15 protein-coding genes are annotated in these 21,187 nt (G+C 44.3%); 7 read left to right on the top strand and 8 right to left on the bottom strand.

The genetic code is table 11. The features are described from left to right. The first annotated feature begins 247 nt into the window (after positions 1 to 247). Complete coding sequence (gene gltB / locus QV280_RS02055; protein ID WP_152821309.1) at positions 248 to 4,786, top strand: glutamate synthase large subunit; 4,539 nt, start codon at positions 248 to 250, stop codon at positions 4,784 to 4,786. Between the two features lie 2 nt (positions 4,787 to 4,788). Beyond that, positions 4,789 to 6,258, top strand: a complete 1,470-nt coding sequence (locus QV280_RS02050) for a glutamate synthase subunit beta (RefSeq protein ID WP_023405228.1) — start codon at positions 4,789 to 4,791, stop codon at positions 6,256 to 6,258. Between the two features lie 7 nt (positions 6,259 to 6,265). On the opposite strand, the gene QV280_RS02045 is transcribed toward QV280_RS02050, so the two are convergent. After that, positions 6,266 to 6,433 carry a hypothetical protein gene (locus tag QV280_RS02045; RefSeq protein ID WP_172972823.1) on the bottom strand — a complete coding sequence of 56 codons (168 nt, stop codon included), beginning with the start codon at positions 6,431 to 6,433 and terminating at the stop codon, positions 6,266 to 6,268. A 70-nt stretch (positions 6,434 to 6,503) separates the two neighbouring features. Between QV280_RS02045 and QV280_RS02040 the strand changes: the two genes are divergently transcribed. From QV280_RS02040 to QV280_RS02025, 4 genes are all read left to right on the top strand, one after another. Beyond that, positions 6,504 to 6,929: a DUF1499 domain-containing protein gene (locus QV280_RS02040; RefSeq protein WP_039971124.1), complete on the top strand. Its 426-nt coding sequence runs from the start codon at positions 6,504 to 6,506 to the stop codon at positions 6,927 to 6,929. A 76-nt stretch (positions 6,930 to 7,005) separates the two neighbouring features. Next, complete coding sequence (mtnN, locus tag QV280_RS02035; RefSeq protein ID WP_023405225.1) at positions 7,006 to 7,707, top strand: 5'-methylthioadenosine/S-adenosylhomocysteine nucleosidase; 702 nt, start codon at positions 7,006 to 7,008, stop codon at positions 7,705 to 7,707. Further along, positions 7,707 to 8,324, top strand: coding sequence for a trimeric intracellular cation channel family protein (locus QV280_RS02030; RefSeq protein WP_023405224.1), 618 nt, complete (start codon positions 7,707 to 7,709; stop codon positions 8,322 to 8,324). The genes mtnN and QV280_RS02030 overlap by 1 nt, the downstream gene beginning before the upstream one ends. A 185-nt stretch (positions 8,325 to 8,509) precedes the next feature. Beyond that, complete coding sequence (locus QV280_RS02025) at positions 8,510 to 9,364, top strand: LysR family transcriptional regulator (RefSeq protein WP_152821311.1); 855 nt, start codon at positions 8,510 to 8,512, stop codon at positions 9,362 to 9,364. Here the strand turns inward: QV280_RS02025 and QV280_RS02020 are convergent. From QV280_RS02020 to secA, 6 genes are all read right to left on the bottom strand, one after another. Further along, a complete protein-coding gene (locus tag QV280_RS02020) occupies positions 9,291 to 10,085 on the bottom strand; it encodes a TSUP family transporter (RefSeq protein ID WP_152821313.1) in 795 nt (264 codons plus the stop codon). The genes QV280_RS02025 and QV280_RS02020 overlap by 74 nt on opposite strands. A 234-nt stretch (positions 10,086 to 10,319) precedes the next feature. Continuing rightward, the gene (carB, locus tag QV280_RS02015) at positions 10,320 to 13,550 is read right to left on the bottom strand and encodes a carbamoyl-phosphate synthase large subunit (RefSeq protein ID WP_023405219.1); all 3,231 of its coding nucleotides are present in this window, start codon (positions 13,548 to 13,550) and stop codon (positions 10,320 to 10,322) included. Positions 13,551 to 13,567: 17 nt separating this feature from the next. After that, on the bottom strand, positions 13,568 to 14,707 hold the full coding sequence (gene carA, locus QV280_RS02010) for a glutamine-hydrolyzing carbamoyl-phosphate synthase small subunit (RefSeq protein WP_152821315.1): 1,140 nt from the start codon (positions 14,705 to 14,707) through the stop codon (positions 13,568 to 13,570). A gap of 458 nt (positions 14,708 to 15,165) precedes the next feature. Further along, on the bottom strand, positions 15,166 to 15,990 hold the full coding sequence (gene dapB / locus QV280_RS02005) for a 4-hydroxy-tetrahydrodipicolinate reductase (protein WP_152821317.1): 825 nt from the start codon (positions 15,988 to 15,990) through the stop codon (positions 15,166 to 15,168). Between the two features lie 67 nt (positions 15,991 to 16,057). Next, on the bottom strand, positions 16,058 to 16,453 hold the full coding sequence (mutT, locus tag QV280_RS02000) for an 8-oxo-dGTP diphosphatase MutT (RefSeq protein WP_152821319.1): 396 nt from the start codon (positions 16,451 to 16,453) through the stop codon (positions 16,058 to 16,060). A gap of 78 nt (positions 16,454 to 16,531) precedes the next feature. Further along, the gene (gene secA, locus QV280_RS01995) at positions 16,532 to 19,258 is read right to left on the bottom strand and encodes a preprotein translocase subunit SecA (protein WP_023405215.1); all 2,727 of its coding nucleotides are present in this window, start codon (positions 19,256 to 19,258) and stop codon (positions 16,532 to 16,534) included. A 283-nt stretch (positions 19,259 to 19,541) separates the two neighbouring features. On the opposite strand from secA, the gene QV280_RS01990 reads away from it, so the two are divergent. After that, positions 19,542 to 19,997 carry a DUF721 domain-containing protein gene (locus tag QV280_RS01990; RefSeq protein ID WP_023405214.1) on the top strand — a complete coding sequence of 152 codons (456 nt, stop codon included), beginning with the start codon at positions 19,542 to 19,544 and terminating at the stop codon, positions 19,995 to 19,997. A gap of 258 nt (positions 19,998 to 20,255) precedes the next feature. On the opposite strand, the gene lpxC is transcribed toward QV280_RS01990, so the two are convergent. Further along, positions 20,256 to 21,173: a UDP-3-O-acyl-N-acetylglucosamine deacetylase gene (lpxC, locus tag QV280_RS01985; protein WP_021714389.1), complete on the bottom strand. Its 918-nt coding sequence runs from the start codon at positions 21,171 to 21,173 to the stop codon at positions 20,256 to 20,258. Between the last annotated feature and the right edge of the window lie 14 nt (positions 21,174 to 21,187).

Genomic DNA, 21,187 nt, shown 5'->3' with positions numbered 1-21,187 from the left:
CGCCTCATTTAAGATGCCGTTTTTAGATGAATAGTCGGTCATATTCCGCTCCTGCCTTTATAAGATTCTATTAATCAGAAGCTAACTACTGGAAATGACCAAGGAATGTTTTTTTCGCGAACTTTTCAGCGAGAGACGGAATGGAAGCAGGCTAATTTCACACCCATTAGCCCTTTTAGAGACAATTATAAGGAACAATGACGCGGGATCACTCCCCCTTGTCACATTAGATTGGAAGGATTTACCTATGTTGGATAAAGAGCAATCAGCTCAGGGTTTATATACTCCCGAACTGGAGCATGACGCTTGTGGTATCGGTTTTGTAGCACACCTCAAAAACCGCAAGTCACATCGAGTTGTCACACAAGCATTAGATATGCTAGCCAGAATGGAACACCGTGGTGGTCAAGGCTGTGATCCATGTTCAGGTGATGGCGCAGGTATACTGCTGCAAAAACCGCATGAGTTTCTATTAGAAGAAACCGTTAAGTTAGGCGTTCGCCTACCGTCCTTTGAACAGTACGGCGTGGGCGTGGTGCTTTTCCCTCGTGATGAGCATAAACGCGCACAATGTCGTGACATTTTAGAACGCAACGCACAACGTCTTGATTTGGAAGTACTGGGTTACCGTGTTTTACCTACGGATAACTCTATGCTGGGTGCCGACCCACTAAGTACTGAACCACAGTTTGAACATGTATTCATTACTGGTGGCCCAAGCACAACGCCTGAAGAGCTAGAAAGAAAGCTGTATGTTCTACGTAACTACACCGTTCGCGTATGCCTAGAAAGCGTGTCTAACATTGGTGATGACTTCTACATTAACTCTTTGTCTTATAAGACACTGGTATATAAAGGTCAGCTAACCACAGAGCAAGTACCTCAGTACTTCCTTGATCTACAAAATCCAACCATGGTAACAGCGCTTGCCTTGGTTCACTCACGTTTCTCAACCAACACCTTCCCAAGATGGCGTTTGGCTCAGCCTTTCCGTTACATTGCGCACAATGGTGAAATTAACACTGTTCGCGGTAACTTGAACTGGATGAAAGCACGTGAAGCTATCCTTGAGTCTGACCTTTTCAGCCAAGCTGAAATTGATATGCTACTGCCTATCTGTCAAGAAGGCAGCTCAGATTCATCTAACTTCGATATGGCACTAGAGCTTCTTGTTCTATCTGGCCGTACTCTGCCACATGCTCTTATGATGCTGATTCCTGAAGCATGGCAAGAGAACAAAAACATGGATCCTAAGCGTCGTGCTTTCTACCAGTACCACGCCAATATTATGGAACCATGGGATGGCCCTGCATCAGTATGTTTTACTGATGGTGTACAAGTAGGTGCAACGCTAGACCGTAACGGCCTGCGTCCTTCTCGCTACACAGTAACCAAAGATAACTTCCTAGTGATGGCATCTGAGTCTGGCGTAGTTGAAATTGAACCAGAAAACGTTGAGTTCCGTGGTCGTCTGCAACCGGGTCGTATCTTTGTTGCCGATCTAGAACAAGGTCGCATCATTTCAGATGAAGAAGTAAAAGATTCAATTGCCAATGCTCAGCCATATGAAACATGGGTTGAAGAGAATCTACTGAGCCTGAAAAAACTGCCTGACGCAGAAAACGAATTCAACCAACCTTCTCCAGAGCGTTTGCTACACAAACAACAATCGTTTGGCGTGAGCTCGGAAGAAGTAAACGAAATTATTGTGCCAATGTCAAAAGACGGCAAAGAGCCACTTTCTGCTATGGGCGCTGACTGGCCACTAGCGATTTTGTCGCACCAGTCGCAACACCTTTCTAACTACTTTAAGCAGTTGTTTGCTCAGGTAACTAACCCACCAATCGATCCGATTCGTGAACGTATGGTTATGTCTCTGAACACTTACCTAGGTAAAGATCAGAACTTACTGACTGAGACCCCTGAACACTGTCAAAAAGTAGAACTAGAGTCTCCGGTTCTGTCTAACTCTGAACTTGAGAAGCTACGTGCTATTGATAATGAGCACTTACAGTCAAAAACGCTAGATATCGTATTCCAAGCCAGTGAAGATAAAGGCAAGCTAGAACGCGCCCTAAAACGTATTTGCCAGTACGCAGAAGATGCTGTCATCGACGGGTACTCTATTATCTTGCTGACTGACCGTGCGGTTAACTCAAACCATGCCGCTATTCCAGCTATGCTGGCGGTAGGCGCAGTTCACCATCACCTAATTCGCAAAGGCCTACGTGCTAAATGTGACATCGTGGTAGAAACCGGCGATGCTCGCGAAACACACCACTTTGCAACGCTAATTGGTTACGGTGCGAACGCAGTTAACCCATACCTAGTCATCGAAACACTTGCTGATCTGCAGCGTACTAAGAAACTAGACCCTGAAGCGCACATTAAAGACTTGTTCGAGAACTACCGTAAAGGCGTTAACGGCGGCTTATTGAAGATCTTCTCTAAGATGGGTATCTCTACCTTGCAGTCTTACCACGGTGCGCAAATCTTTGAAGCACTTGGTGTGAGCAAATCGGTAGTCGACAAATACTTCACTGGTACTGTGTCTCGTATTCAAGGTTTGACTATCGATGACATCGCTAAAGAAGTGATCGTGCGTCACCGCATTGGTTACCCAACCCGTGAAATCCCAGTGCAATTGCTTGATGTTGGCGGTGTTTATCAGTGGAAACAACGTGGTGAAAAACACTTGTTTAACCCTGAAACTATTTCATTGCTACAGCAATCAACTCGTAACAAAGACTTTGACCAGTTTAAGCAATACACCCAAGCAGTTGATAGCCAAGGTGATAATGCAGCCACACTGCGTAGCCAATTGGACTTTGTTAAGAACCCAGCCGGTTCTATTCCGCTAGAAGAAGTTGAGCCAATTGAAGCTATCCTTAAACGCTTTGCTACAGGTGCAATGTCGTTTGGTTCTATCTCTTACGAAGCTCACTCAACCCTTGCTGTTGCGATGAACCGTATTGGCGCTAAATCAAACTCTGGTGAAGGCGGCGAAGACCCATCTCGTTTCGAACGTAAAGAAAACGGTGATTGGGAACGTTCAGCAATCAAACAGGTGGCTTCTGGACGCTTCGGTGTAACCTCATACTACCTAACCAACTCTGAAGAAATTCAGATCAAGATGGCGCAAGGTGCGAAACCAGGTGAAGGCGGTCAGCTACCGGGCGATAAAGTTGATGACTGGATCGGTGCAACTCGTCACTCCACTCCAGGAGTTGGTCTAATTTCACCACCACCACACCACGATATTTACTCAATCGAAGATTTAGCCCAGCTTATCTACGACTTGAAAAATGCTAACCGTAACGGTCGCGTAAACGTGAAACTGGTATCGGAAGCAGGCGTTGGTACTATCGCTTCGGGTGTTGCAAAAGCTAAAGCCGATGTGGTTCTGATTGCAGGTTTTGATGGTGGTACAGGTGCTTCACCTATGTCTTCAATTCGTCACACAGGTTTACCGTGGGAATTGGGTCTAGCTGAAACACACCAAACACTACTGAAAAACGGCCTACGTAACCGTATCGTTGTTCAGTCTGATGGTCAGATGAAAACACCTCGTGACCTTGCTGTTGCGACTCTATTAGGCGCAGAAGAATGGGGCGTGGCAACGGCTGCACTGGTTGTTGAAGGTTGTATCATGATGCGTAAGTGTCATAAGAACACCTGTCCTGTTGGTATCGCTACGCAAAACAAAACGCTACGTGAGCGCTTTGATGGTCGCGTAGATGATGTGGTGACTTTCTTCCAATACATGGCTGAAGGTCTACGTGAAATCATGGCTGAGCTAGGTTTCCGTACAATTCAAGAGATGGTAGGTCAATCACAGAAACTGAAAGTTCGTGACGGTATCGGCCACTGGAAATACCAAAACCTCGACCTATCGCCAGTTCTACACATTGAACCTGCGCGTGCTGAAGATGGCGTATACAACCAGACTGAACAAAACCACAATCTTGAAGATGTCTTGGACCGCAAACTGATTCAAACTGCGATTCCAGCACTAGAAAAAGGTACGGCAGTAAGCGCTGAATTCCCAATCATCAACACCGACCGAAGCGTGGGCACAATGTTGTCTAACGAAATTTCGAAAGTGTACAAAGACCAAGGATTGCCACAACCAATGAACGTTAAGTTCAATGGTAGCGCAGGCCAATCATTTGGTGCTTTCCTTGCCAAGGGCGTTAAGTTTGAGGTTGAGGGCGACGCGAACGATTACTGGGGTAAAGGTTTATCTGGCGGTACGCTAGTGCTTTATCCGGATGCGAAGTCGAATATCGTTCCTGAAGACAATATCGTTGTAGGTAACGTATGTTTCTACGGCGCAACTTCGGGTGAGTCATTCATCCGCGGTCTAGCGGGCGAGCGTTTCTGTGTACGTAACTCTGGCGCGAAAGTTGTAGTGGAAGGTGTCGGTGATCACGGTTGTGAATACATGACTGGCGGTATCGCGATTATCCTTGGCTCTACCGGTCGTAACTTTGCCGCAGGCATGAGTGGCGGTATCGCTTATGTTTGGGATAAAGACGGCAACTTTGAAACTAAGCTCAATAGCGAGTTGGTTGATATCGACCCTATCGACGCAGAAGACAAAGCACTACTGCAAGACATGCTAACTAAACACGTACAATTCACAGGAAGTGAAGTCGCTCAGTCTTTCTTAGACAACTTTGAAGTGAACTTGCAGTCATTGGCGAAAGTAATGCCTCGTGACTACAAAGCAGTTCTGCAAAAGAACAAAGCAGCGCAGCAACAAACCGAAGCGGAGGCAGTTTAATCATGGGTAAGCCTACTGGATTTTTGGAGCACGGTCGTGAGCTTCCACAAAAACGCGACCCGTCTGTTCGTATCGAAGACAACAAAGAATTTGTGCTAAACGAAGAGTTTGGTGACAAAATCAATACTCAGGCATCACGTTGTATGGACTGTGGCGTACCTTTCTGCCACAGCGGTTGCCCTATCGGTAACATCATTCCTGAATTCAATGACGCGGTATATCGCGACAGCTGGGAAGAAGCGTGGAACATCCTAAGTTCTACGAACAACTTCCCTGAATTTACAGGTCGTGTGTGCCCTTCTCCTTGTGAGACAGCCTGTGTACTAGGTATTAACCAAGACCCTATTACCATCTGTAACATTGAGAAGACTATTGTTGAGCGTGCCTACAAAGAAGGTTATGCCAAACCTAAGAAACCACGTTCTCGTTCAGGTAAAAGTGTTGCCATTATCGGTAGTGGCCCTGCCGGTTTATCAGCAGCAGAACAGTTAAACAGTGCTGGTCACTGCGTAACAGTATTTGAACGTGACGAGAAAGTGGGTGGTCTACTGCGCTTTGGTATCCCGGACTTTAAGCTAGGCATGGACATCATTGATCGTAAGATCAACCTAATGGCTGAAGCGGGCGTTAAGTTTGAAGTGAATGCGCACATTGGTGTCGACATTAACGCACAACAACTGCGTCAAGACTTCGATGTTGTCTTGCTAACCGGTGGTTCTACGGTTCCACGCGATCTGCCAATTCCTGGTCGTGAATTAAAAGGCGTGCACTTCGCCATGGAATTCCTAGGTCAAAACAACCGCCGTGCTAATGAGATGGATCTTAAGGGTGAAGAAATTCACGCGGCGGGTAAACATGTTGTGGTTATCGGTGGTGGTGATACAGGTTCTGACTGTGTGGGTACTTCTAACCGTCATAAAGCCGCTAGCATTACTCAGGTAGAGATCATGCCGATCCCACCAGAGAAACGCCCAGCGAATATGCCTTGGCCTCAGTATCCAATGATCATGAAAACAACCACTTCTCACGAAGAAGGTTGTGAGCGTCACTGGAACATTCTGACCAAAGAGTTTATCGCGAATGATAAAGGTGAAGTAACAGGTCTGCGCATTGCTGACATCGTTTGGCAAGATGCTGCGCCTGGCGAACGTCCTAGTTTTGAAGAAGTTGCCGGCAGTGAACGTGTGATCCCTTGTGATCTTGCTTTCTTGGCTATGGGCTTTTTACACCCAGAACCTACTGGCGTGCTAGCTCAACTGGACATCAAACTTGATGAACGTGGTAATGTGGCAGCCGAAGGCTTTGCGACTAACCAAAAAGGTATATTTGCAGCAGGTGATATGCGTACTGGCCAATCTTTGGTGGTTCGTTGTATCAATGAAGGTCGTGAGTGTGCAATCGCTATCGACAAATACCTAATGCAAAGCTCTAACTTAGAAGCAAAAGCTAACTCGCTAATGCTTTCAGAATAATTAAATCTTAAGATTCCAATCTTTGGCCAGCCTTAACACCGCTGGCCTTTTTTAGGCCACCACCTAAATCCTCTTCCTGTCTTCTTTTTAATAAAGAGTTTGCATAAGCCTCTTGACCTTTGTCTGTTTTAAACTTAACTTGTAAAAATAACGTTAAGTTATTGTATTTAAACACAACATATAAACTTCATGCACTAAGGACACAGTGCTGAGCAATTCCACACTAACAACGGATTGATAGACTCATGTTTAAACCACTCGCATTACTCATGGCAACAACCCTTGCCGTAGGATGTAGCAACGGAGAGAGCACAATGTCAGATAGAAGTATTCAGCCCTGCGCTGACAAGCCCAACTGTGTCTCAACTCAAGACGGCAGAGAGAAATACGCTTTAGCTCCATTTGTCCTAAAACCTGATACCACTTTAGAGGCCATAGAAAGCGTGGCACTTGGCTTAGGCCGAGCAAAAACCGCAGATAGACAAGAAAATTACCTACGCATTGAATACACCAGTAAGGTATTTCGTTTTGTCGACGATCTAGAGCTTCGTATCATTGATGACAAGCTCATCGTGCGCTCAGAATCACGTACAGGTCACTCAGACTTTGGGGTGAACCGTAAACGTGCTGATGCGCTACGTGCGGCGTTATTAGAAGCTGGTCTAATCTAGCTTTCACTTCTATAAAACTCCTATGCTACAATCTCGCCCTATCTAATATAGCTACATTGATCAGAGCGAGATTTTTATGAAAGTCGGCATTATCGGTGCGATGGAACAAGAAGTTGCCATCCTAAAACAATCTATCAAGGGATTAACCGAACAGAAGAAAGGCGGTTGTACCTTCTTCGCAGGTGACATTGATGGTGTTGAAGTGGTTCTACTTCAATCTGGCATTGGTAAAGTTGCCGCTTCTATTGGTACGACATTACTGATCAGTGATTACCAACCTGACGTGATTATCAACACTGGCTCTGCAGGCGGTTTTGACTCCAGCCTTAACCTTGGTGATGTTATCGTGTCGACTGAAGTTCGTCACCATGATGCTGATGTAACTGCTTTTGGTTATGAAATTGGGCAAATGGCTGGTCAGCCAGCAGCTTTTAAAGCTGATGAAAAGCTGATTAATCTTGCGCAATCTGCACTAGACAAAATGGCTGATACACACGCAGTACACGGTCTTATTTGTACAGGTGACACCTTTGTTTGCACCGCACAAGCGCAACAACGCATTCGCACAGACTTCCCTTCTGTTATCGCAGTAGAAATGGAAGCCTCGGCTATCGCTCAAACTTGTCATCAATTTGCGGTTCCTTTTGTGGTCGTACGTGCTATCTCTGATGTGGCCGATAAAGAATCACCAATGAGCTTTGAAGAGTTCTTGCCTCTTGCAGCGAAGAGCTCATCTGAGATGGTGCTGAACATGCTAGCGTTGGTGAAAACTGCGTAATGAGCCTGCTGTACTTTATCGACCTCTTTGGTACCGCCATCTTTGCTATTTCTGGAGTATTGCTGGCCGGTCGATTAAGAATGGATCCGTTTGGCGTGATTGTACTGGCTGCAGTCACTGCCATTGGTGGGGGAACTATTCGAGATATGATGCTAGGTGCCACTCCTGTATTTTGGATTGGCAATACCACCTATGTTTGGGTGATCATCATAACCAGTTTGATCACCATGCTGATCGTCAGAAGGCCAAAACGCATTGCTTGGTACTTGCTGCCTGTTTGTGATGCGATTGGATTAGCGGCTTTTGTCGGCATTGGTGTTGAAAAGGCATTGAGCTATCAAGACTCTTACATGATTGCAGTCATGATGGGGGTACTCACAGGCTGTGGCGGTGGGATCTTACGCGATATTTTAGCGCGAGAAATCCCGATGATCTTGCGCAGTGAAGTGTACGCAACCGCATGTATTGCCGGAGGCTGCACACATACAGGGCTCATGGAATTAGGCGTAAATAGCACACAAGCTATGTTAGGAGGTATTACCGTTACCTTGCTCATACGCTTAGCCGCCATTCGCTGGCATTTGTCGTTACCTACATTTGCCTTAAACAAACAGTAGTCACAGGTTTAACGCCGTATATTCACGGCAAAAACACTCCATACCCAAGTTTGAAAAAGTCATCAACTTTAGTAGGTCAAATAATTGCTTTATTTTCCTGCTAAGTTTATGACTTTTCTCTAGCAACTTTGCCTATAATCATCTAGCTTAACTCAATATCAATTCCATATATTCATGAGTGCCGTATGCTTTTAGAAGGTATCGAAACACTGCTAGTGTTAAACAAAGAAAAAACCATGAGTCGCACAGGCTCTCAGCTTTATATTAGCCAGTCAGCAGTCAGCAAACGCATTTCAAACTTAGAAAAAAAGCTCGATAAAAAATTAGTTGAGCCCGATGGGCGCTTGATTAGACTCACCCCAGCTGCGCAAACTCTTATCCAAAATGTCGCAGCAACCTTTATTGAACTACAAGGCCTGATCAGCGATGAGCAAAGCTTATCTTCAGATGCAGTCATTAAAATGGACTGTTCAGAAACCTTGATTGCAGGCTATCTTTCATCGCAAATAGATAAGATAAATGCGGTAGAAAACGCGTTCACTATCACTACCAACCATACCCCGAGAATTGTTGAAAACGTGCAATCAGGCAGAGTGACCATTGGCTTTTGTGCTGGTCACTTACCAAAAAGTCACGGGTTGGAAGTATTTCACTTGTTTGATGAGCCTTTTTATATTGTCAGCAAGCAGCCCCTGTCACAGCTTCCTAGCAAACTCATCTGTAATGACTTAGCCAACCCAGCCAACACTTATCAGCTGCAATTGCTAGCAAAGCTTGGCGTGAGCCCACTAATGGAAATGGACTCCTATACTGCGGCGGCTAACCTTGCTCTGGGTGGATTAGCCCCAGCACTTATCCCGCTATCAACAATTAAGACACTTAATATTGCGACGAAAAATCTATTTCACTTTGAACAACTAAAACCGCTGAACCGCCCGATAAATGTCTGCGTAAGAGCCAAATCGCTTAAGAATGAAAGAGTGAAATCAATGATACAAACCATTGCTGATGTTGTTCCCAAAGCAGCTTCATTGCCATAGTCATTGACATAATGATCACTAACGGACGGATCCAACGTTGCCCTTTGGTCACCACAATTTTTGCGCCGCAACGAGCACCAATAAACCCGCCAACCGCCATCACTAAACCAATTTTCCAAATTGGCAAACCCGCAATAATAAAGAAGGTTAATGCAGCAATATTAGAAGTAAAGTTCAATACTTTAGTGCGCGCTGTTGCTTCCACCAAAGAACAATTAGCCAGCACCACAAAACAAACCGCAAAAATAGAGCCTGTTCCCGGCCCAAAGAAGCCATCATAAAAACCAATACCGCCACCGATGAAAAACGCGAACATAGCTTCAGATATTTTTCGCTCACCGGATGCTTCACGATTTTGTGGTGACAATAAAAAGTACAAAGAAATCAGTATCAATAATGCGGGAATAAGACTGGTTAAAATACTGGCATCAATATACTGCACCGCTTCTGCGCCAGTCGCCGAACCGATAAAAGTACACAAAATAGCAAGGCGCATTTCTTTAAGGCTCACTAAGCCACTGCGCACAAAATAAAAGCTGGCTGAGAAACTACCAAACGAACTTTGCAGTTTATTGGTGGCCAATGCATGCGTAGGAGGTACGCCAGCGGCTAATAATGCCGGTAAGGTTAATAACCCACCGCCACCTGCCATGGCATCAATAAAACCGGCTAAGCCCGCTACAAAAAATAAAAACGTAAGTATCTCAATGCTTACATCCATCGGTCATCATCCATCCGCTAAAAATCGAAACGCTACGATAGCACTGAGAGATAAATCACAATAGCGAAACAATAGAAAGCAACTCATTCCTAATTTTCATCAATTGATGTAGCTATATCAAGTGGCTATATCGAATAACTATAAACACAAAAAAGCCCGCTATAGAAGCGGGCAAATGAGGTTGTCATGACGGGAGCAATACTCCCGCCTGATTATTATTTTTAAAGTTTGTTGTTACGCTAAGCTTGCTTTCACTTTTGCGTGCAGTTCTTGTACTGAAGTCACGCTAGTTTTAGCGTCCGCAGTATGAGCCATACAGGTTGCAAATGCAGCGTTTAGCGTTGTGGTGTAGTTTACTTTCTCAGCAAGAGCACCACGGCGTAGTACTTTTGAGTCTTCAATCGCTTGACGACCTGCAGCAGTGTTTACAATGTAGGTGTATTCATTGTTCTTGATACGGTCAAGAATATGAGGGCGGCCTTCATGTACTTTGTTCACTAGACGAGGGTTGATACCTGCTTCACCAAGGATAACCGCTGTACCGTGAGTCGCATCTAAATGGTAACCTAATTTGGTTAGCTTCGATGCTAAGTCAACAACACGCTCTTTGTCACCTTCACGAACAGAAAGCAGTGCACGACCACCTTCAGGGTATACATGACCACAACCCAGTTCTGCTTTAGCGTACGCTTCAGCAAATGTTGCGCCAACACCCATAACTTCACCAGTTGAACGCATCTCAGGGCCCAATAGTGGGTCAACGCCTGGGAATTTGTTGAACGGTAGAACTACTTCTTTAACAGAGTAGTATGGTGGAATCACTTCTTTAGTGAAGCCTTGAGCTTCTAGAGATTGACCTGCCATTACGCGAGCGGCAATCTTAGCAATTGGAGCGCCAGTTGCTTTAGAAACAAATGGGATAGTACGCGCTGCACGAGGGTTAACTTCGATTAGGTATACTTCATTGTTCTTAACCGCAAACTGTGTGTTCATTAGACCACGAACACCTAGCTCAAACGCCAGTTTCTCAACTTGCTCACGCATCACATCTTGGATTTCTTGGCTTAACGTGTAAGCAGGAAGTGAACATGCAGAGTCACCAGAGTGAACGCCCGCTTGTTCGATATGTTCCATGATACCGCCAATCACTACGCGCTCACCGTCACAAATGGCATCAACGTCTACTTCAACGGCATCATCAAGGAAGCTATCAAGTAGTACAGGAGATTCGTTTGAAACGCTAACTGCTTCGTTAAAGTAACGACGTAAGTCTTGCTCATCGTATACGATTTCCATCGCACGACCACCAAGTACGTAAGAAGGACGTACAACTAGCGGGTAACCAATTTCACGCGACTTCTCAATCGCTTGTTCCATTGTGGTTACTGTCGCATTTTGTGGTTGTAGAAGACCTAAACGGTCAACAGCAACTTGGAAACGCTCACGGTCTTCGGCGCGGTCGATAGCGTCAGGGCTAGTACCAATGATAGGTACGCCAGCGGCTTCTAGAGCACGAGCCAATTTCAGTGGAGTTTGACCACCGTATTGTACGATAACGCCTTTAGGCTTCTCTACACGAGCGATAGCAAGTACATCTTCCAGAGTTACTGGTTCGAAGTACAAACGGTCAGATGTGTCGTAGTCTGTAGACACTGTCTCAGGGTTACAGTTAACCATGATAGTCTCAAAGCCATCTTCACGTAGTGCTAGTGATGCATGTACACAACAGTAGTCAAATTCGATGCCTTGGCCGATACGGTTTGGACCGCCACCTAAGATCATGATCTTGTCTTTATCGGTTGGGTTTGCTTCACACTCGTCATCGTAAGATGAGTACATGTAAGCCGTATCTGAAGAGAATTCAGCCGCACAAGTATCTACGCGTTTGTAAACAGGGTGAATTTCGTATTGGTCACGTAGACGACGAATTTCGCTTTCTGCAACGCCAAGGATCTTAGACAGACGAGCATCTGCGAAGCCTTTACGTTTCAGTTGGTTTAGTGCGTCTTTGTTTAGACCCGCAAAACCGTTCGCTTTAACTTGTTGTTCAAGCTTAACGATTTCTTCGATTTGAACTAGGTACCAACGGTCAATTGCCGTTAGGTTGAATACGCCGTCAACTGACATGCCGGCACGGAATGCGTCAGCGATGTACCAGATACGCTCTGCGCCTGCTTCTTTAAGCTCGTAACGAATCTTAGTCAGTGCGTCAGGAGCATCGAGGTCAACCATTTCGTCAAAACCTGTTGCGCCAACTTCTAGGCCACGCAATGCTTTTTGTAGAGACTCTTGTTGGTTACGACCAATCGCCATAACTTCACCCACAGATTTCATCTGTGTAGTTAGACGGTCATTAGCACCGGCAAATTTCTCGAAGTTAAAACGAGGGATCTTAGTAACTACGTAATCGATAGTTGGTTCGAATGAGGCTGGTGTTGCGCCGCCAGTGATGTCATTCATCAATTCGTCTAGGGTAAAGCCTACTGCCAGTTTCGCCGCAATCTTAGCGATTGGGAAGCCTGTTGCTTTAGAAGCTAGAGCAGAAGAACGAGATACACGTGGGTTCATCTCGATGATAACCATACGGCCATCTTTCGGGTTGATACCAAACTGTACGTTTGAACCACCTGTTTCTACGCCGATTTCACGCAGTACCGCAAGAGATGCGTTACGCATCAATTGGTATTCTTTGTCAGTTAGCGTTTGTGCTGGAGCCACTGTGATTGAGTCACCAGTGTGAATACCCATAGGGTCAAAGTTTTCAATCGCACAAACGATGATGCAGTTGTCCGCTTTATCACGAACCACTTCCATCTCGTACTCTTTCCAACCAATTAGAGATTCATCGATTAGAAGCTCATTGGTTGGTGAAAGATCTAGACCGCGACGACAAATTTCTTCAAATTCTTCTTTGTTGTACGCGATACCGCCACCAGTACCACCCATAGTGAATGATGGACGGATGATACAAGGGAAGCCAACCATTTCTAGAACTTTGTACGCTTCTTCCATGCTCTTAGCAGTATCCGCATTAGGACACTCTAGGCCAATGGATTTCATCGCTTTATCAAAGCGAGAACGGTCTTCGGCTTTGTCGATAGCATCAGCAGTTGCGCCAATCATCTCAACATTAAACTCAGATAGAACACCGTACTTTTCTAGGTCTAGGGCACAGTTAAGTGCTGTTTGACCACCCATAGTAGGCAATACTGCATCAGGGCGTTCTTTAGCAATGATGTTGCGTACAACTTCCCATTGGATTGGTTCGATGTAAGTTGCATCGGCCATCTCTGGGTCAGTCATGATTGTTGCAGGGTTTGAGTTAACTAGAATTACTCGGTAGCCTTCTTCACGAAGAGCTTTACACGCTTGTGCGCCAGAGTAGTCAAACTCACACGCCTGACCGATAACGATCGGGCCAGCACCTAAAATTAGAATGCTTTTTATGTCATTACGTTTTGGCATTTTCTCTCTACTCCAACTTACGCTTTATGTTCTTTAATCAGGTCAATGAAATGGTCAAATAGTGGTGCCGCATCATGTGGACCAGGACTTGCTTCAGGGTGACCCTGGAAGCTAAACGCTGGCTTATCTGTACGGTGAATACCTTGCAATGAACCATCAAATAGAGATTTATGCGTTGCACGTAAGTTAGCAGGTAGCGTCTCTTCGTCAGCCGCAAAACCGTGGTTCTGAGAAGTAATCATTACTACGTTGCGATCAATGTCTTTAACCGGGTGGTTAGCACCGTGATGACCAAACTTCATCTTCACTGTTGTCGCACCAGAAGCCAAAGCTAGAATTTGGTGACCAAGACAAATACCAAAGATAGGTAGGCCTTTATCTAGGAAAGTTTTAGTTGCTTCAATTGCATAAGTACAAGGAGCAGGGTCACCAGGACCGTTTGATAGGAATACACCATCTGGGTTCAGCGCTAATACGTCTTCCGCTGAAGTTTCAGCAGGAACAACAGTTAGGCGACAGCCACGATCAACAAGCATACGTAAGATGTTACGTTTAGCACCGAAATCATAAGCGACAACATGGTATGGCAGTTCAGAGTCATCTTTCGCTTCAGGAAGACCACCTGTAAGCGTCCAAGAACCTTGTTTCCATTGGTAGGTTTCTTTGGTTGTCACTTCTTTCGCAAGATCCATGCCTTTTAGGCCAGGGAAATCTTTCGCTTTTGCCAGTGCCAAAGCTTCGTCAAGGTTATTACCCGCAACAACACAACCGTTTTGCGCACCCTTCTCGCGTAAAATACGAGTCAGTTTACGTGTATCGATATCCGCTATACCTACAATGTTTTGAGATTTAAGGTATTCAGAAAGTGTTTGTTCACTGCGGAAATTAGAAGCGATGATAGGAAGGTCGCGAATCACAAGGCCTTGAGCATGAATAGAAGTAGATTCTTCATCTTCGGAGTTAGTTCCGGTATTGCCAATGTGAGGGTAAGTAAGAGTAACGATTTGTTGAGAATAGGATGGATCAGTAAGAATTTCTTGATACCCCGTCATCGAGGTATTAAAAACAACTTCTCCAATTGCAGAGCCTTCAGCTCCAATCGCGATACCACGGAACACAGTCCCATCTTCTAGGACCAATATTGCTGGCTTATTCAAGACAACCTCCAAACAAATAAATATGTGAAATTAATAAATTAAATTTCAAGCGCCTTCTCTATTGTAGAGATAGGTCACATTTGCTGAACTCAGACAAATTGACGGCATTCTAATGATGCAGTGTAATATTGTCAATTAAACGACCAATAAAAAGTGTTTTTTTTACTATCAGTGCTTGTTTGGAATATGAAACCCCTAAAAACAAAACTTAACCTGTATATAAAATGATAATTAACAGTCATTCTCAACTACAGATAGGAAAAGCGCACCAGTCATCAGTGAAAATACGTTTTCGAGAAATAGAAAACGTTACCCTCAAGATTTAACCGATCAAATAAGTAACTTCAGTTAAATATCACACCAAACACTATAAAAGATCATATAAAGTCATTCATTTACAAACAAATGTTGCTAGATAATTTTATGCAAAAAAAACGCCAGCATCTGCTGGCGTTTTATTAAATGTTATTCAGATCGAGAACATCGGTCATGCTGTATAAACCCGCCGGTTTATCACCCAACCACTGTGCTGCACGCACTGCCCCATTGGCAAATGTCATTCTATCCGTCGCTTTATGAGTGATCTCTACACGCTCACCGATATCAGCAAACATAGCGGTATGCTCACCGACGATATCGCCAGCTCGGATGGTTGCAAAACCAATCTCATCGCGAGTTCGCTCACCAGTAATACCTTCACGAGCATACACTGCAACATCGGCTAGGTTGTTACCCATTGCGCCGGCAATGGCTTCGCCCATACCGATGGCAGTACCCGATGGAGCATCGACCTTATGGCGGTGATGCGCTTCGACAATTTCAATATCCGTGTAATCACCCATTACTTTGGCCGCTTTCTCAAGCAGCTTAAACACTAGGTTAACACCGACGCTAAAGTTAGGCGCCATCACAATAGAAACAGACTTAGCGTATTCACTAATTTGCTGCTTTTGTTGTTCGCTAAAGCCTGTTGTACCAATCACGATAGCTTTACCGTGTTGTTTACATAACTCTAGGTTTGCTAACGTATTTGCTGGTGCAGTAAAGTCCACAATTACATCAAAATCATCAATCACTTTATTAAAGTCATCAACAAGTGCGACATCAAGCTTACCTTCGCCACTCAACTCACCCACATCTACCCCAATTAAAGAGGTTTGAGGACGTTCATTGGCTGCGCCAAGAGTTGCTTGTTCAATGACGTTTGTTGCTTTAACCAAATTACGGCCCATACGGCCTGCCGCTCCGGCAACTGCTATTCGCACCACTACGTTAGTCTCCATTATAAAAATTGGGATGACTTAATGTATCTGAATCACAGTTTAGAATCCAGCCAATTCACAGATAGCTTTAAAAGTGCTGCATCACTGATTTTACCACCGGAATATTCGCTTCAGGAAAAGCGTAATTCGCTAAATCGGCAAGGTTAACCCACTGTCCTTGTTGCCCTTCTTTGCCAAAAGGCGTGCCCTGAAAACTATGTACAACAAAAAAATCAAAGCTCAGGGCTTTATCACTGTAATCAAAGTCAAAATGTTGAAATACTTCACTCTCTAACTGACAAATTCCTATCTCTTCAAACAACTCCCTTTCGATAGCATCAGCGGCCGATTCATTCTGTTCGACCTTGCCACCGGGAAACTCCCAAAAACCACCTTTATGTGCATGATCTGGACGCTTTGTTATATAGATTTGTTTTTTTTCAGGGTTGAAGATGATGCCAGCAACAATATGAACTCTTTTCATTCATTCCTCTCTACACGTAAAAAAAGAGCCGCATCAGCGACTCTTTTTATTTTATTCCATCACTCACAAAGTGAATAACTAAGCAATTTTACCATGACACTGCTTGTATTTTTTACCTGAGCCACAAGGACACGGTTCATTACGACCCACTTTTTGCTCGTTACGTACCGGAGTTTGCGCTGCCGCAGCCGGTTGTTCATCACCAGCAAGTTGGTTTTCAGCGGTTTGGTGCTGAGCTTTTGCTAAGCGAGCCGCCGCTTCAGCTTGAGCTTGACGCTGTTGCTCCATACGCTCAACTTCTTCTTGCTGTTGAACACGTACTTTACTCAAAATAGACACTACGTCAGATTTTAGAGTATTAAGTAGGCCTTCAAACAATTCAAATGACTCACGCTTATATTCCTGTTTCGGGTTCTTCTGAGCGTAACCACGTAAATGGATACCTTGACGCAAATGATCCATTGCCGCCAAGTGCTCTTTCCAAAGTCCGTCAAGAGATTGCAACATTACTGATTTTTCGAAGTTACGTAGTACAGATGCACCTACCGCTTCTTCTTTCTCTTGGTATACAGCAACTGTTGCCGCTAAGATCTTCTCACGCAATGCTTCTTCATAAAGTTTGTCGTCTTCATCTAACCAAGTTTGCAGAGGCAATTCTAATTCAAACTCAGTTTTTAGACGTTTCTCAAGACCAGAAACATCCCACATTTCTTCAATAGATTGTGGCGGAATGTATTCGTCAATGATGCTTTCAACAACGTCAGCGCGGTTATGTTCGATCATTGCACTGATGTCATCAGCTTCCATCAACTCATCACGCAACTCGTAAACAACTTTACGTTGGTCATTGGCAACATCATCGTATTCAAGTAGCTGTTTACGAATATCGAAGTTACGACCTTCCACTTTACGCTGTGCTTTTTCAATTGAGCGAGAAAGCATCTTACTTTCAATCGCTTCACCTTCATCCATACCAGACTGAATTAGGCCAGCCATACGATCTGAAGTGAAAATGCGCAGTAGAGAATCTTCCATTGAAAGATAGAATCGAGAAGAACCTGCATCACCCTGACGACCAGAACGACCACGTAACTGGTTATCGATACGGCGAGATTCATGACGTTCAGTACCAATAATGTGTAGACCACCCGATGCTAGAACTTGATCATGGACTTTGCGCCATTCTTGTTTGATCTCTGCTACTTGCTCATCTGTTGGGTTTTCTAATGCTTCAACTTCCGCTTTCCAGTTACCACCTAACACGATATCGGTACCACGACCGGCCATGTTGGTTGCGATTGTTACCGCACCTGGCATACCAGCGCCCGCTACAATTTCAGCTTCATGTTCGTGGAATTTTGCGTTTAGAACGTTGTGCTTGATCTTGGCTTCTTTCAGCGCGTTAGATAACAGCTCTGATTTTTCGATAGAGATTGTACCCACCAAAGATGGCTGACCTGCATTTACGCGATCTTTAATATCTTCGATAATTGCCGCAAACTTATCTTCTTCAGTACGGTAAACCACATCTGGCATATCGTTACGAATCATAGGTTTGTTGGTTGGGATAACCACAGTTTCTAGGCCATAGATAGACTGAAACTCAAACGCTTCAGTATCAGCAGTACCTGTCATGCCCGACAGTTTGTCGTACAGACGGAAATAGTTCTGGAAGGTAATTGATGCCAGCGTTTGGTTTTCGTTTTGAATCTTAACGCCTTCTTTTGCTTCTACCGCTTGGTGAAGACCTTCAGACCAACGACGACCTGGCATTGTACGGCCAGTGTGCTCATCAACGATAACCACTTCGCCTTCTTCATTAACGATATAGTCAACGTTACGTTCAAACAGTACATGAGCACGTAGTGCAGCATTGACGTGATGCAATAGGCTGATATTGGCTGGTGAGTAAAGAGTATCACCCTCTTCCATCAAGCCATTTTTAATCATCAATTCTTCAACGTACTCTTGACCGGTTTCAGTCAAGTACACTTGTTTAGATTTCTCATCCAAAGTGTAGTGACCATCACCACGGTAATCTTCGCTATCTTCTTTATCTTGCTTTTGTAGATTAGGGATCAACACATTGATGCGGGTATAAAGATCTGAGCTGTCTTCTGCAGGGCCTGAGATGATAAGCGGTGTACGCGCCTCATCGATTAAGATGGAATCCACCTCATCCACTACTGCGAAGAAACGTTCACGTTGCACGCGGTCTTCTGCACGGAACGCCATGTTGTCACGTAGGTAGTCAAAACCAAATTCGTTGTTGGTTCCGTAAAGAACGTCAGCTTTGTAGGCTTCTTTCTTCGCTGGCGGCGCCATGTTCGGAATGTTCACGCCCACTGTCATTCCTAAGAATTCAAATAATGGACGGTTAGTTTCAGCATCACGACTCGCTAGATAGTCGTTCACTGTTACGACGTGCACGCCTTTACCCGTCAAAGCATTCAAGTAAACAGGAAGGGTTGCAGTTAAAGTTTTACCTTCACCCGTGCGCATCTCTGCAATTTCGCTGTCATTCAGTACCATGCCACCGATTAACTGCACGTCAAAGTGACGCATGCCATATACACGTTTTGAGGCTTCACGTACCGTAGCAAAAGCATGAGGCAATAGTTGCTCTAGTGTTTCACCTTTTTCTAAACGCTGACGAAACTCAACTGTTTTAGCTTTTAGTTCTTCGTCACTTAATTTGTCATAATCAGGCTCGTAACTATTGATCTCTTTAACGATCTTACGAAGACGGCGAAGAGTACGCTCGTTTCGACTGCCAATTACCTTTGTCAGTAGCTTAGTTATCATTGTTATTGTTTCTCTTGTTGTGGATCGTTATGACCCAAAATACTTATTCGGCTATATATCTATTCAGCGAGTACTCAGTGATATTGAGTTCAAAGCAAGCAATTTCAAGCTTTCAATTAGATTTAATGGGCTATAGTGTATGAAATTTTAAACTTGCCGACCATTAGAAACTAAATTTGTTTGAACAAGCCTCTATTTTTTTTAGTTAACTGGGTAAAGATAAAGCGAATCAAGGGTTCAAACATGATAAAATTGCATAGAAATTCTTCTCTGGGGCTGAGTTGTGCGAGACCATAGACCTACATTAACCGAAGAGGTTATTAAAAATACCAAGCTAGGCGCTATCCAAGAGCACGCGGCCACCATCAATAAACTCAATAATACTGTCTTAGAGTTGCTACCAAAGGAAATTAGACGCTATTGCCGCGTTGCCAATTGCCGAGATAGCCAACTGGTGTTAGAGGTGGCGAATGCCTCTATTATGATGAAGCTCAACTATGATCGCCTCTATCTTTTATCTCAACTACGCCAGCATGGATTTGCTCGCCTAGTGAATATTGAAATAAAAGTAAGCCCTGAGCTTTATAAAAGTGAGCAACTGTTTGTCGCAGAAAAAGACGTCCCTTCTCGTCCACCGCTTTCGCAAGCCACGGCCGACAATTTAACTATGCTGGCAGAAATAGCACCGGACAACATAAAACAGAGATTGCGTAATATCGCCAAACTGGCCAATAAGTAATACCAATCACACTAAGTAAGTGATCAGAACTAGCGCAGGAAAAATGCTCGAGAACAAGGCAGAATTTTTCGATAAGTAGTTATTCTACAATCAAAAATTCTAACGCCGTTATCGAGCATTTTAACAAGCTAGAATGACCAGTTATTTAGTACGATTGGTATAAGAATAAAGAGATAGAACAATAAAGCGATACACCAAGATCAAAAAAAGCAGCCTAGGCTGCTTTTTTAATTGTATTTGGTTTAGCTTGCTAAACGCTTATGCCAACACCATGTTTGGTTCAGCAAAAGCAACAGGTGATCCTGCTTCTTCTTCAAAGGTTGCCCATTCCCAAGCTTCTTGATCAGCAAGTACTGCGCGAAGAAGTTGGTTATTTAGACCGTGACCTGATTTGAATGCACGTAACTCACCAACGATGGGTGAACCACACATGTACATATCACCGATAGCATCCAATACTTTGTGCGTAACAAACTCGTTTGAGAAACGCAGGCCGTCTTCATTAAGAATACGGTATTCATCAAGAACGATGGCACAATCAAAACTGCCACCCAAGCATAAGTTTTGTGATTGAAGATATTCGATATCACGCATGAAACCAAAAGTACGAGCGCGAGAAATCTCTTTTACAAAAGATTTAGACGAGAAATCAAAGAGCATGTGTTGCTCATCTGAATCAATCGCAGGGTGCTCAAATTCAATTTCAAAATCTAGACGGAAACCATTATAAGGAACAAGTTCTGCCCATTTGTCGCCATCTTCTACGCGAACTGGCTTCTTAATGCGAATAAAGCGCTTAGCTGCGTTTTGAACCTCGATACCTGCTGATTGAAGCAAGTATACAAATGGGCTCGCGCTGCCATCCATAATTGGAATTTCAGGTGCATCAACTTCGATAATAATATTATCAATGCCCATGCCTGAAAGAGCCGCATTAAGGTGCTCAACAGTAGAGATGCGCACACCGTCATCATTTACAAGAGCGGTACAAAGCATGGTGTCGCGCACAGAGTTAGCATCCGCAGGGAAATCCACTGCAGGTTCTAAATCCGTTCTACGGTATATAACACCAGTGTTTGTTGCTGCAGGGCGAAGCGTTAGTGTGACCTTTCGCCCAGAGTGCAAACCCACTCCGGTTGTTTTAACGATCTCTTTTAAAGTACGCTGCCTAATCATGCAATACCTCTCAT

It is taken from the genome of Vibrio sp. B1Z05 (genome assembly GCF_052955985.1).
Note: the sequence above shows the minus strand (reverse complement) of the source record. Positions and strands in the feature narration are given on the sequence as shown.

Coding starts and splice junctions, on each gene's coding strand:
- gltB (WP_152821309.1), top strand. CDS start 248: ATGTTGGATAAAGAGCAATCAGCTCAGGGTTTATATACTCCCGAACTG.
- QV280_RS02050 (WP_023405228.1), top strand. CDS start 4,789: ATGGGTAAGCCTACTGGATTTTTGGAGCACGGTCGTGAGCTTCCACAA.
- QV280_RS02040 (WP_039971124.1), top strand. CDS start 6,504: ATGTTTAAACCACTCGCATTACTCATGGCAACAACCCTTGCCGTAGGA.
- mtnN (WP_023405225.1), top strand. CDS start 7,006: ATGAAAGTCGGCATTATCGGTGCGATGGAACAAGAAGTTGCCATCCTA.
- QV280_RS02030 (WP_023405224.1), top strand. CDS start 7,707: ATGAGCCTGCTGTACTTTATCGACCTCTTTGGTACCGCCATCTTTGCT.
- QV280_RS02025 (WP_152821311.1), top strand. CDS start 8,510: ATGCTTTTAGAAGGTATCGAAACACTGCTAGTGTTAAACAAAGAAAAA.
- QV280_RS02020 (WP_152821313.1), bottom strand. CDS start 10,085: ATGGATGTAAGCATTGAGATACTTACGTTTTTATTTTTTGTAGCGGGC.
- carB (WP_023405219.1), bottom strand. CDS start 13,550: ATGCCAAAACGTAATGACATAAAAAGCATTCTAATTTTAGGTGCTGGC.
- dapB (WP_152821317.1), bottom strand. CDS start 15,990: ATGGAGACTAACGTAGTGGTGCGAATAGCAGTTGCCGGAGCGGCAGGC.
- mutT (WP_152821319.1), bottom strand. CDS start 16,453: ATGAAAAGAGTTCATATTGTTGCTGGCATCATCTTCAACCCTGAAAAA.
- secA (WP_023405215.1), bottom strand. CDS start 19,258: ATGATAACTAAGCTACTGACAAAGGTAATTGGCAGTCGAAACGAGCGT.
- lpxC (WP_021714389.1), bottom strand. CDS start 21,173: ATGATTAGGCAGCGTACTTTAAAAGAGATCGTTAAAACAACCGGAGTG.